This window comes from Rhodococcus sp. NPDC054953, from assembly GCF_053609225.1.
This window is the reverse complement of sequence record NZ_JBSGXD010000004.1, coordinates 30,518-43,257: the sequence shown is the minus strand read 5'-3', so window position 1 is coordinate 43,257 and position 12,740 is coordinate 30,518. Positions and strand designations below refer to the sequence as shown.

11 protein-coding genes are annotated in these 12,740 nt (G+C 70.0%); 10 read left to right on the top strand and 1 reads right to left on the bottom strand.

The genetic code is table 11. The features are described 5' to 3' along the window. The first annotated feature begins 75 nt into the window (after positions 1-75). The 4 genes from dop to prcA all read left to right on the top strand — a co-directional run bounded on the left by dop (position 76) and on the right by prcA (position 3,552). Entirely contained in the window at positions 76-1,575 is a 1,500-nt protein-coding gene (dop, locus tag ACWF62_RS04305) for a depupylase/deamidase Dop (RefSeq protein WP_378507099.1), read from the top strand. A gap of 134 nt (positions 1,576-1,709) precedes the next feature. Continuing rightward, the gene (locus tag ACWF62_RS04300; protein ID WP_378507100.1) at positions 1,710-1,904 is read left to right on the top strand and encodes a ubiquitin-like protein Pup; all 195 of its coding nucleotides are present in this window, start codon (positions 1,710-1,712) and stop codon (positions 1,902-1,904) included. Continuing rightward, on the top strand, positions 1,901-2,785 hold the full coding sequence (gene prcB / locus ACWF62_RS04295) for a proteasome subunit beta (protein WP_378507101.1): 885 nt from the start codon (positions 1,901-1,903) through the stop codon (positions 2,783-2,785). Before ACWF62_RS04300 ends, prcB begins: the two co-directional genes overlap by 4 nt. Then, on the top strand, positions 2,782-3,552 hold the full coding sequence (gene prcA, locus ACWF62_RS04290; protein ID WP_378507102.1) for a proteasome subunit alpha: 771 nt from the start codon (positions 2,782-2,784) through the stop codon (positions 3,550-3,552). The genes prcB and prcA overlap by 4 nt, the downstream gene beginning before the upstream one ends. A 107-nt stretch (positions 3,553-3,659) precedes the next feature. On the opposite strand, the gene ACWF62_RS04285 is transcribed toward prcA, so the two are convergent. Further along, positions 3,660-5,129: a phosphatase PAP2 family protein gene (locus tag ACWF62_RS04285; protein ID WP_378507103.1), complete on the bottom strand. Its 1,470-nt coding sequence runs from the start codon at positions 5,127-5,129 to the stop codon at positions 3,660-3,662. A gap of 72 nt (positions 5,130-5,201) precedes the next feature. Here ACWF62_RS04285 and pafA point away from each other — a divergent pair, with 72 nt between their 5' ends. The 6 genes from pafA to ACWF62_RS04255 all read left to right on the top strand — a co-directional run bounded on the left by pafA (position 5,202) and on the right by ACWF62_RS04255 (position 12,645). After that, entirely contained in the window at positions 5,202-6,560 is a 1,359-nt protein-coding gene (pafA, locus tag ACWF62_RS04280) for a Pup--protein ligase (RefSeq protein ID WP_378507104.1), read from the top strand. Positions 6,561-6,595: 35 nt separating this feature from the next. Then, the gene (locus tag ACWF62_RS04275) at positions 6,596-7,582 is read left to right on the top strand and encodes a helix-turn-helix transcriptional regulator (RefSeq protein WP_378507105.1); all 987 of its coding nucleotides are present in this window, start codon (positions 6,596-6,598) and stop codon (positions 7,580-7,582) included. Then, positions 7,579-8,547: a helix-turn-helix transcriptional regulator gene (locus ACWF62_RS04270; RefSeq protein WP_378507106.1), complete on the top strand. Its 969-nt coding sequence runs from the start codon at positions 7,579-7,581 to the stop codon at positions 8,545-8,547. Before ACWF62_RS04275 ends, ACWF62_RS04270 begins: the two co-directional genes overlap by 4 nt. Positions 8,548-8,619: 72 nt before the next feature. After that, the gene (gene tatA, locus ACWF62_RS04265; protein ID WP_378507107.1) at positions 8,620-8,877 is read left to right on the top strand and encodes a Sec-independent protein translocase subunit TatA; all 258 of its coding nucleotides are present in this window, start codon (positions 8,620-8,622) and stop codon (positions 8,875-8,877) included. A gap of 65 nt (positions 8,878-8,942) precedes the next feature. Further along, the gene (gene tatC / locus ACWF62_RS04260) at positions 8,943-9,863 is read left to right on the top strand and encodes a twin-arginine translocase subunit TatC (protein ID WP_452629492.1); all 921 of its coding nucleotides are present in this window, start codon (positions 8,943-8,945) and stop codon (positions 9,861-9,863) included. A gap of 79 nt (positions 9,864-9,942) precedes the next feature. After that, complete coding sequence (locus ACWF62_RS04255; RefSeq protein WP_452629491.1) at positions 9,943-12,645, top strand: DEAD/DEAH box helicase; 2,703 nt, start codon at positions 9,943-9,945, stop codon at positions 12,643-12,645. Positions 12,646-12,740: the final 95 nt, after the last annotated feature.

Genomic DNA, 12,740 nt, shown 5'->3' with positions numbered 1-12,740 from the left:
CCAAAGACCCCGCCCTGAACCGGGCGGGTGGCGTCCGGGGTATGCGCGCACGCCGGACGCTCTACGCTCGACGCCATGCAGCGGATCATCGGTATCGAGGTCGAGTACGGCATTTCGTCCCCGTCGGAGCCGACGGCGAACCCCATCCTGACCTCCACCCAGGCGGTGTTGGCCTACGCGGCCGCCGCGGGCGTTCCCCGCGCGAAGCGGACCCGCTGGGACTACGAGGTTGAATCGCCGCTGCGCGACGCGCGCGGCTTCGACCTGGGACGGTTCAACGGGCCCGCACCGGTCATCGACGCGGACGAGGTAGGCGCTGCCAACATGATCCTCACCAACGGCGCCCGGCTGTACGTCGACCACGCCCACCCCGAGTACTCAGCCCCGGAGGTCACCGATCCGCTCGACGCCGTGATCTGGGACAAGGCGGGGGAGCGGGTGATGGAGGCCGCGGCACGGCACGCGTCCAGCGTGCCCGGCGCCCCTCGACTCCAGTTGTACAAGAACAACGTCGACGGCAAGGGTGCGTCCTACGGAACGCACGAGAACTACCTGTGCTCGCGGGACACGCCGTTCTCGGCGATCATCGCTGGCCTGACGCCGTTCTTCGCGTCCCGCCAGGTGATCTGCGGTTCCGGCCGGGTCGGGCTCGGGCAGTCGGGTGACGAAGCGGGCTTCCAGCTCTCCCAGCGGGCGGACTACATCGAGGTCGAGGTCGGACTCGAGACGACCCTCAAGCGGGGCATCATCAACACCCGCGACGAGCCGCACGCGGACGCCGAGAAGTACCGCAGGCTGCACGTGATCATCGGCGACGCGAACCTCGCCGAGTGGTCCACCTACCTGAAGGTCGGGACCACGGCGCTCGTTCTCGATCTGATCGAGGCCGGGGTGGACCTGTCGGACCTGCAGTTGGCGCGCCCGGTGACCGCGGTGCATCAGATCAGTCACGATCCGACGCTGCGGCAGACGGTTGCGCTCGCCGACGGACGCGAGATGACCGGCCTTGCGCTGCAACGGGAGTACCACCAGCGTGCGGCGAAGCTGGTCGAGCGGGACAGCCCGGACGACGCGCGCGCCGCAGACGTGCTCACGAAGTGGGCGACGGTGCTCGATCTGCTTGAGCGGGATCCGATGGAATGCGCGCACCTGTTGGACTGGCCGGCGAAGCTGCGAATCCTCGAGGGGTTCCGTAATCGGGAGGGCCTGGCCTGGTCGGCACCGAAACTGCACATGCTCGATCTGCAGTACTCGGACGTCCGGCTGGACAAGGGCCTGTACAACCGGCTGGTGGCGCGCGGTTCGATCGAACGGCTGGTTGGCGAGCAGCAGGTCCTTGACGCGGTGCACACCCCACCGACCGACACCCGCGCCTACTTCCGGGGTGAGTGCCTGCGCCGCTTCGGGGCGGACATCGCCGCGGCGAGCTGGGACTCGGTGATCTTCGACCTGGGTCGCGACTCCCTGGTCCGGATTCCCACCCTCGAGCCGCTGCGGGGCAGCAAGGCGCACGTGGGAGCGCTGCTTGAGGCGGCGAGTTCGGCGGCTGACCTGGTCGATCAGTTGACGACGTGACAATCGCGCGCGACACGACGACGAATCGTCCCGGTGTCGTCGCCGATCGGTAGGGTGAAGGTCCGAGCACGAACGGTCACCGACGGTGCGTGCACGGACACGGTGCAGTGCGAGGAATGAGGAGGTCGGCGGCTATGGCGCAGGAGCAGACCACACGCGGTGGCGGGGGCGACGACGACGACGCGGCCGTCGGTGATGGCGGTGCGGGTCAGGAACGTCGCGAGAAGCTCGCAGAGGACACGGACGACCTGCTCGACGAGATCGACGACGTGCTCGAGGAGAACGCCGAGGACTTCGTTCGCGCGTACGTGCAAAAGGGCGGCCAGTGACGCCGGATTCCCCGGCGGCGCGCATGGTGCTCGGAGGCGGGGGGCTGCGCTTCGACGCGCAGTTGTCCTCGTTCGCCGAGCACCTGCGTGTTCATGCGCCGGAACTGTTGCCGGAGAACCGGTTCGACCTCGGCTCTCGCGGTGGAAGTGGTGAGCCGATGACCACCCGATCGGACATCGCGCCGCACGGGACGACGATCGTGGCATTGACCTTCGCCGGCGGCGTCCTGATCGCGGGCGACCGGCGCGCGACAATGGGCAACGTCATCGCCAGCCGGGACGTCGAGAAGGTGTACGTGACCGACGACTACTCGGCGGCCGGGATCGCGGGTACGGCGGGCGTCGCGATCGAACTGGTGCGGCTGTTCGCCGTCGAATTGGAGCACTACGAGAAGATCGAGGGCGTCCCACTGACGTTCGACGGCAAGGCGAATCGGCTCTCGTCGATGGTGCGGGGCAACCTCGGCGCCGCGATGCAGGGGCTGGCCGTCGTCCCGCTCCTTGTCGGATACGACCTGGACGCGTCCACCCCGGCGAAGGCGGGGCGGATCGTCTCCTACGACGTCGTCGGCGGTCGCTACGAGGAACGCGCCGGATACCACGCGGTCGGATCGGGATCGCTGTTCGCGAAGTCGGCGCTGAAGAAGACCTTCGACCCGGCGGCCGACGAGGCCGGGGCCCTGCGTGCCGCGGTCGAGGCCCTGTACGACGCCGCCGACGACGATTCGGCCACCGGTGGCCCGGACCTGACCCGCGGCATCTACCCGACCGCGGTCGTGATCACCGATGGCGGGGCCGCCGTTGTGTCCGCGGATCGGCTGGCCGATCTCGCCCGCACGGTCGTCGCCGACCGCACCAAGGAAGCAGGTGGCACGCCGTGACCATGCCGTATTACGCCTCCGCCGAGCAGATCATGCGGGACCGCTCGGAGCTGGCCCGCAAGGGGATCGCGCGGGGTCGCAGCGTGATCGTGTTGACCTATGCGGACGGCGTGCTGTTCGTGGCGGAGAATCCGTCCTCGTCGCTGCACAAGGTCAGCGAGCTCTACGACCGGCTGGGATTCGCGGCGGTCGGCAAGTACAACGAGTTCGAGAACCTGCGCCGCTCGGGCATCATGCACGCGGACATGCGCGGGTATTCGTACGACCGCCGTGACGTCACCGGCCGCTCTCTCGCGAACGCGTACGCGCAGGTGCTCGGCACCATCTTCACCGAGCAGCCGAAGCCGTACGAGGTGGAACTGTGCGTCGCGGAGGTCGGGCGGGCGGACCAGGACCATCACGCGCAGTTGTACCGCATCACCTACGACGGGTCGATCGTCGACGAGCAGCAGTTCGTCGTGATGGGCGGCGCGACGGAACCGATCGTCACGGCCCTGCGGGAGTCGTACCGGCCGGGAACCGACCTCGCGACCGCGGTCACCCTCGCGGTCGATGCGCTCCGGGACGGCACCGCGGCAGCCAACGGTGAGGGTGAGCGTCGCGTGATCGGGGTGTCCGGCCTTGAGGTCGCGGTCCTCGATCAGTCGCGGCCGCGGCGCGCGTTCCGCCGGATCACCGGCAGTGCCCTCGAGGCGCTGCTGCCGGTCGACCCGGCCGCGCCCGGCACCGAACCGGTGGAACAGCCCGACCCGGGCGGCACGGAATAGGCCCGACCCGGGCGGCACGGAATAGGCCCGACCCGGGCGGCACGGAATAGGCCCGACCCGGGCGGCACGGAATCAGCCCGACTCGGGCGGCACGCAGGAGGGCCCGGCTACGGCCCGGTCCCGCGGTAGAGCACGACGCTGTGCGGCCTGCTGCGGAACTCGAAAAGGCGACCGTCGGCGACCACCTCGCCGTCGGTCGCCAACGCGACCGGATCCCCGGCGATCTCGACGGCCAGGGTTGGGGTGTCCCGGTGAGCGTAGGCGCGGGAGCCACCCAGCGTCCCGGTCAGTGCCGCGCCAATCAACCGCAGGCGTGACCATCGGTGATCGGCGAGCAGGTAGCGCACGTCCAGGGTTCCGCGGTGGATGTCGGGGCGCGACATCGGTACCTGGTCCGGGGGCGTGTAGCGGCCGTTCCCGACGAACAGCATCCATACCGAGTGTGCGATCCCGTCGATCCTGGTCGGCAACGGGCTGGCGGAGGCGAGGACGCGGATCATCGCGAGTCCCGCTGCGGGCCACTTGCCGAGCCGAGGCTCCCACCGCTCGCGCAGGCGCACCACATCGGGGTATCCACCGAGGCTGGCGGTGTTAACGAACGGACGCTCCGGTCCTCCGTCGACGCGGACCGCGCCGAGGTCGACCAGTTCGGCGGCGCCGCGCTCGATCGCTGTTGCGGTCGATTCGACATCGCCGACCCCGGCGTCCCGCGCGAAGTGGTTCAGGGTGCCGCCGGGAAACACCGCGAGCGGCAGGGCATGCCGGACGGCAGCCTCGGCCACGGTCACGACGGTGCCGTCGCCGCCGCACACGCCGAGCGCCCTGGCGTCGAGGGTGCTGATGGTCCGGTCGATCCGCGCGCCGAAGTCGGCGCCGGGGTCGAGTTCGACGACCGTCGCGGCGGGCAGCCGCCGCTCGATCTCGGTGCGGGTGGGATCCGGTCCGGCGCCGGATCCGGTGTTGACGAAGACGATCATCCCGGCGCCGCGGGGCAGTGCGTGCGTCGCCCGGTCGGGGCCAAGGGTCGCCGGCTCCTGGTCCCGGACCGCCCACCATGCTCGGGTGGCGACCGCGACCGCGGCGCCGACGGCCAGGCCGGCAACGACATCGGACGGCCAGTGCACGCCGGTGTGCACGCGGGAGTATCCGACCGCCGCGGCCAGCGGCGCGACCACGACCCCCACCAGCGGGTATTCGAGTCCGACACCGGTGGCGAACGCGGCAGCGGATGCGGCGTGCCCGGACGGGAACGAGGAGGAGCTCGGGGCGGTCAGCCCGCGGCCCCGCGGGAACTCCGGCAGGTCCGCGGGCGGACGCCTGCGGGGGCAGAGCGGCTTGAGCACCGCGTTCGACAGCGCGCTCGCGCCTGCGAGGGACAGCAGGCCCCGCACCGCGGCCCGGCGTGGCCGTCGCCCGCACACCGCGAGGCCAGCGGCGACCCCCGACCACAGCACCCCGTGGTTCGCCAGGGTGCTCAGCGCGCGCATCCCGGGGTCCACCGGGGACGGTGGTCGGTCGGCGATCCACCGCATGACGATCCGGTCGGTACTTTCCGCGGAAGGTCTCACTTCGGCCACGTTCCCACGCTACGGCGGGAAGGCCGACGAGGAACACCGTATCGGAGACCTCCGGCGTTGTACTGTCGAGGTGTGCAGCGGCGAATCATGGGAATTGAGACCGAATTCGGGGTGACGTGCACCTTCCACGGGCATCGCAGGTTGAGCCCGGACGAGGTGGCCCGGTACCTGTTCCGCCGGGTCGTGTCGTGGGGGCGGAGCTCCAATGTGTTCCTTAGGAACGGCGCACGCCTGTACCTCGACGTGGGATCGCACCCGGAGTACGCGACCGCTGAGTGCGACGGGCTCGCTCAGCTCGTCACCCACGACCGGGCCGGGGAACGGGTCCTCGAGGATCTGCTCGTCGACGCCGAGCAGCGGCTCGCCGAGGAGGGCATCGGCGGGGACATCTACCTGTTCAAGAACAACACCGATTCGGCGGGCAACTCCTACGGCTGCCACGAGAACTTCCTCGTGGTTCGGGCCGGGGAGTTCTCCCGCATCTCGGATGTCCTGCTGCCGTTCCTGGTGACCCGCCAACTGATCTGCGGAGCTGGGAAGGTCCTGCAGACCCCCAAGTCGGCGACATTCTGCCTGTCGCAACGCGCCGAACACATCTGGGAGGGCGTCTCGTCCGCGACCACCCGGTCCCGGCCGATCATCAACACCAGGGACGAGCCGCACGCGGACGCCGAGAAGTACCGTCGCCTGCATGTGATTGTCGGCGATTCGAACATGGCCGAGACCACCACGATGCTCAAGGTCGGTTCCGCGGCGCTGGTGCTGGAGATGATCGAGGCGGGCGTCTCGTTCCGTGACTTCGCCCTCGACAACCCGATCCGCGCCATTCGCGAGGTCAGTCACGACATGACCGGACGGCGGCCCGTCCGGCTCGCCGGGGGGCGGCAGGCCAGTGCCCTCGACATCCAGCGCGAATACCACGCGCGGGCGGTCGAGCATCTCCGCAACCGTGAGCCCGACCCCCAGGTCGAGCAGGTCGTTGAGCTCTGGGGGCGGATCCTCGACGCGGTCGAGTCCCAGGACTTCGCGAAGGTGGACACCGAGATCGACTGGGTGATCAAGCGGAAGCTGTTCCAGCGGTACCAGGACAAGCACAATCTGGAGCTCGCCGATCCGCGGATCGCGCAGCTCGACCTCGCCTACCACGACATCAAGCGCGGCCGCGGGGTGTTCGATCTGCTGCAGCGCAAGGGTCTGGCGAAGCGGGTGACCGAGGACGATCAGATCGACGCCGCCGTGAACACCCCACCGCAGACCACCCGGGCGAAGCTGCGCGGCGACTTCATCGCCGCCGCCCAGGACGCGGGCCGGGACTTCACCGTGGACTGGGTGCACCTGAAGCTGAACGACCAGGCCCAGCGAACCGTGCTGTGCAAGGACCCGTTCCGGTCTGTCGACGAGCGCGTCGAGCGTCTGATCGCATCAATGTAGTGGTGCCGTCGGGGCATGTCCTAGGCTGCTGATCCGTGGCGACCAGCAAAGTCGAGCGGCTGATGAACCTCGTCATCTGCCTGCTCTCGACCCGACAGTTCCTGACGGCGGACAAGATCCGTCAGAGCGTTGCGGGCTACGACGAATCGGCGAGCGACGAGGCGTTCTCGCGGATGTTCGAGCGGGACAAGAACGAGCTGCGGGACCTGGGGGTTCCGTTGGAAGTGGGGCAGGCGTCCCGGTTCGGCACGGTTGAGGGCTACCGGATCAGCCCCGAGGCGTACGCGCTGCCGGAGATCGACCTGACCAGCGAGGAGTCCGCCGCCGTCGCGATCGCGGTGCAGCTGCTCGAGTCCCCGGAGTTGGGGTCGGCCGCGCAGGGGGCGGTGTTGAAGCTGCGGGCGGCGGGAGTGGCCGTCGATCGGGAATCCGCGGCGGCCTTGTTCACGGCGCTGCCCGCGCGGGCCCGCGGGTCGGAACCTGCCCTGGAGGCGGTGCTCGCCGCGATCGAGGCCGGTCGCGCGATCCGTTTCGAGCATCGCTCCGCGCGAACCGCGCCGGTCACGACCAGGCATCTCGAGCCGTGGGGTGTTGTCACCCATGACGGCCGCTGGTACGTGGTCGGACATGATGTCGACCGGGACGCCACGCGCACCTTCCGGCTGTCGCGGATCGGGGACGAGGTCGTCCCGGTCGGGCCGCGGGGTGCGGTGCGCAAACCGGACGGGGCGGACCTGCGTGCACTGGTCGGGCGTGCGGTGGGCACCGCGGGGGTGTCCGGCGCCGCGACGGTGTGGGTGCGGGACGGGCGTGCCCACGAACTGCGCCGCCTCGGCCGCCCGCTGCGCCCGATGACGGTCGCCGGGCGGGACGGGGTGGTGCTCGACGTCCCGGTGCGGTCCCGGGACTGGATCTCGCGACTGATCGCCGGCTACGGGGAGGATGCGTTGGTGCTGGAACCGGAGTCGTTGCGGTCCGACGTGATCGCCCGCCTCACGGTCGCCGCGGGAGGGGCCCGATGAGCCAGCGGCTGACACAGCGGCTCTCGCGACTGCTGAACATGGTTCCGTACTTTGTTGCCAATCCGGGGATCACGAAGAGTGCGGCCGCCGCCGAGCTGGGGGTGTCGGTGGCGCAGTTGACGACCGACCTGAACCAATTGTGGGTGTGTGGGCTGCCCGGGTACGGGCCGGGTGACCTGATCGACCTGTCCTTCGAGGAGGAGACGGTCGCGGTCACCTTCGCGGCCGGGATCGATCGGCCGCTGCGGCTGACCTCGACGGAAGCGACGGCGCTGCTGATCGCGTTGCGGGCGGTAGGGGAGTTGCCGGGGACCGCGGACCCCTCCTCGGTGCAGGGGGCGATCGCGAAGATCGAATCGGCTGCTGGTGTCGCGGCCGGGGGCGTGCTGACGCAGTCGGTGGCCGACCCCGGGCCGGAGAGCCCTGTCGTCGCTGCTGTCCGGTCCGCGGTGCGCCGGGGAAACGCGCTGAGGATCACCTACTTCTCGGCGTCCAGGGACGCGGTGACCGAGCGGGTGGTCGACCCGATCCGGGTGGTCGCTGTCGACAACCACAGCTATCTGCAGGCGTGGTGCAGGCAGGCAGGGGGGGTGCGGCTGTTCCGATACGACCGGATCGACGCGGCCACCGAGCTTGACGAGCAGGCGCGGCCGCCGGGGGACGGGTACGACGTGTCGGCGTCGCTGGAACTGTTCCACGACGACGCGACGCTCCCGCAGGCGCGGCTCGCGATCGCACCGGACCACGCCTGGGTGCTGGACTACTACCCGATGACGGACGTGGTGGTCGGCGCGGACGGCGTGGTCGAGGCGTCGATGCGGTACGCGTCGTCGGCGTGGATGGCCCGGCTGATGGCGGGGTTCGGTCCGGGGGTCCGGGTGATCGGTCCGCCGGAATTGTCGGAGTCCATTCGGGCCAGGGCGAGCGCGGCCCTCGACCTGTACCGACACTCGACGGGCACGTGAGTCCGGGCATTCCACCCCTCAGGACCGCCGAGCGTCCGGTAGCATCGTGCCAACTGATTCCTGGAGGTAAAAATGGGTGCAATGAGCCCCTGGCACTGGGCCATTGTGGCGCTGGTCGTCGTGATCCTGTTCGGTTCGAAGAAGCTGCCCGACGCGGCCCGCGGCCTCGGTCGCTCCCTGCGCATCTTCAAGAGCGAGGTCAAGGAGATGCAGAACGACGGCGCCTCCACTGCCGCCGCCCCGGCCGCTCCCTCGCAGCTGCCCGCCTCGGCCCCCGACGCGCAGGCCACGGCGACCGACGCAGTACGCACGGAGCCCAAGGCGTCCTAGTCCGACCGTGCGACCGGGGCGGACCCGCCCCGGTTCACTGCTGAGCAGAACCAAGGGCCCCATCAGTGCGTATCCCCTTCGACCCGCGGCGCAGCAGGCGCCGGGTCAACCCCGACGGCACGATGTCGTTGATCGACCACCTGTATGAGCTGCGCACGCGGCTGCTGTGGTCGATCCTCGCGATCCTCGTGACGACCGCCTTCGGCTTCTTCTGGTATTCGCACCAGATCTTCGGCATGGACAGCCTCGGTGACATCCTCCGCGGCCCGTACTGTTCGCTGCCGTCGGAGGCCCGCGCGGACCTGACCGACGACGGCGAGTGCCGCCTCCTCGCGATCGCCCCGTTCGAGCAGTTCATGCTTCGGTTCAAGGTCGCGTTCACCGCAGGCATCGTGCTGGCCTGCCCCGTCTGGCTGTACCAGCTGTGGGCGTTCATCACTCCGGGTCTGCACAACCAGGAACGTCGCTACGCGATCGGGTTCGTCGCCTCGGCGGCGGCGCTGTTCGTCGGCGGCGCGGTGCTGGCGTACCTGATCGTGGCGAAGGCCCTGCACTTCCTGCTGACGATCGGCGGGGACGTGCAGGTGACCGCGCTCGGCGGCGCGGAGTACTTCGGGTTTCTGATCAACCTGCTGATCATCTTCGGTGTCAGCTTCGAGATCCCCCTGCTGATCGTCGCGCTCAACGCGGTCGGCATCCTCACCTACGAGAAGCTGTCGTCGTGGCGGCGCGGGCTGATCATGGCGATGTTCGTGTTCGCGGCGATCGCGACGCCGGGGCAGGACCCGTTCTCGATGCTGGTCCTTGCGCTCGCGTTGACCGTGCTGCTTGAGGTCGCGATCCAGGTCGCCCGCCTCAACGACAGGCGCAAGCAGCGCAAGGCCTCGGCAGGCTGGGGAGCACTCGACGACGACGAGGCGTCCCCACTCGACGACGCCGCCGACATTGCGTCGCCCACGCGGGTCGACTACTCGGACACCCTCTGACCGTCACCGACCGCGACAACCATCGGACACCGACCACGCCCGCCGCGGCGCGGTCGGTGTCTGTCGTTAGCCTGACGGTGTGCAACCTGACGGTGTGGAACTGGACGTCTTCGCGAGCCTGCTGAACTTTCCGCTGGACGGCTTCCAGCTGGAGGCCTGCCGCGCGCTCGAATCCGGGCACGGGGTGCTGGTCTGCGCGCCGACGGGTGCGGGCAAGACGGTGATCGGCGAGTTCGCCGTGCACCTGGCCCTGGTGTCGGGTCGCAAGTGCTTCTACACCACCCCGATCAAGGCGTTGAGCAATCAGAAGTACGCCGACCTGGTCGACCGCTACGGGAAGGCGTCGGTCGGCCTGCTCACCGGCGACGTCAGCATCAATTCCGACGCACCGGTGGTCGTGATGACGACCGAGGTGCTGCGGAACATGCTGTACGCGAACTCGCCGACGCTGCGCGGGCTCTCCCACGTGGTGATGGACGAGGTGCACTACCTCGCCGACCGGTTCCGCGGCGCGGTGTGGGAGGAGGTGATCCTGCACCTTCCGGAGGAGGTGCGTCTGGTCAGCCTGTCCGCGACGGTGAGCAATGCGGAGGAGTTCGGCGCGTGGATGGGCACCGTCCGCGGCGACACCGAGGTCGTCGTCGACGAGGTGCGGCCGATCCCGCTGTTTCAGCACATGATGGTCGGCCGTCGCCTGTTCGACCTCTTCGACACCACCTCGCAGTCCGCCGACCCGGCGGCCCGACTGGTCATCGACCGGGACCTGGTGCGGCATCTCAAGCAGCGTCAGGCCCTTGACCGCCACGACACCTGGCAGCCCCGCGGTCGGGGTCGCGGCCCGGCACCGAGTTCCGCGACTCGGCCGCTGCCCCGGCCGGAGGTGATCGCCCGCCTCGACGAGGAGGGGCTGCTGCCGGCGATCACGTTCATCTTCAGCCGCGCCGGGTGCGACGCCGCGGTGGCGCAGTGCCTGCGGTCCCGGTTGCGGCTGACCACCGAGGATCAGGCCGAGGAGATCGCCGCGATCATCGACAGGCACACCGGTGACCTGCCCAAACACGACCTGGCGGTGTTGGGGTACTGGGAATGGCGGGAGGGTCTCGAACGGGGCATCGCTGGTCACCACGCCGGGATGCTGCCCGCGTTCCGACACACCGTCGAGGAACTGTTCGTCAAGGGGCTGGTGCGGGCGGTGTTCGCCACCGAGACGCTGGCGCTGGGCATCAACATGCCCGCCAGGACCGTGGTCCTCGAACGCCTCGTGAAGTACAACGGGGAGACCCACGCCGAGCTGACGCCGGGCGAGTACACCCAGCTGACCGGCCGGGCGGGTCGGCGCGGCATCGACATCGAGGGGCACGCGGTCGTGCTCTGGCAGCCCGGCGTCGAGGCGACCGAGGTGGCGGGGCTCGCGTCGACCCGCACCTTCCCGCTGCGCAGTTCGTTCCGACCGTCCTACAACATGTCGATCAACCTGATCGACCGGATGGGCGCGGCCGAGTCGCGGTCGCTGCTGGAGCGGTCGTTCGCACAGTTCCAGGCCGACCGGTCGGTCGTCGGCCTGGTCCGGTCGATCGAGCGGGACGAGCAGGCGCTCGCGGGGCTGCGGGATCAACTCGGCGGCGAGGACGGCGAGTTCTTCGAGTACGCGCAGCTGCGGGAGCGGGTTCGGACCAGGGAACGGCAGCTGGAACGGCAGGGCCGCACCGATCGCCGCCGGGACGCGGTTGCTGCGCTGACGACGCTGCGGCGCGGCGACGTGATCGCCATCCCGGCCGGCCGCCGATCGGGTCTTGCCGTGGTGCTCGAACCCGACGCGGACCCGACCGATCCGCGGCCGCTGGTGCTGACCGAGAACAAGTGGGCTGGCCGCATCTCGGCGGCGGACTTCCCGGCGCCCGCGAAGGCGCTGGGCACGATGCGGTTGCCGCGGCACGTCCAGCACAACACCGCCCGTACCCGGCGCGATCTGGCGTCGGCGCTGCGCAGCACCGGGATCGTCGCCCCCGGCAGGCACCCGAAGCGCAGGTCGGCCGCGGCGAACGACGGGGAGTTGGCCGCGCTGCGTCGGGCGCTGCGGGCCCATCCCTGCCACACCGCACCGGACCGGGACCGGTTGAGCCGGATCGGGGAGCGGTACAACACGCTGGCCAGGGACCTCGACGGGAAGCGGCAGAAGGTGGCCGCGACGACGAATTCGCTGGCCCGCACCTTCGACCGGATCCTCCGGTTGCTGGCCGAGCGGGGGTACACCGATGCGGGGGCGGTCACCGAGCAGGGACACCGGCTGATGCGGCTGTACTCCGAGAGTGACCTGCTGGTCGCGGAGTGCCTGCGGCGCGGCACCTGGAAGGGTCTGGCGCCCGCCGAACTGGCCGCGGTCGTGTCGGCGTTGGTGTTCGAGTCCCGGCAGGACGCGTCGACGACCGATCGTGGCCCGACCGCGCCGATTCGGCATGCGCTCGGCGAGACGGTGCAGTTGTGGTCGGCGCTGCGGACCGACGAGGTCCGGCACAAGCTTCCGTTGACCCGGGAACCGGACTTCGGGTTCGTCGCCGCGATCCACCTGTGGGCGCGCGGTGAACCCCTCGTCGATGCGCTGCTCGCGGCGGGCGACCGCGGCCAGGCGCTGTCCGCGGGTGATTTCGTGCGCTGGTGCAGGCAGGTGATCGATCTGCTCGACCAGGTGCACCAGACGGCGCCGGATCCGGAGGTGCGGTCGGCGGCGGCGAAGGCGGTCGGCGCGATCCGGCGCGGGGTGGTCGCGATCGACGCGGCCTGACCGGCGCCGCCGGGGCGGCCGGGGCCGTGTGGTTGGATTTGGTCGCGCTCTGCCGCCACCCGGGGGTTCGTGCAACGAGGGTGGAGACGGGGGTT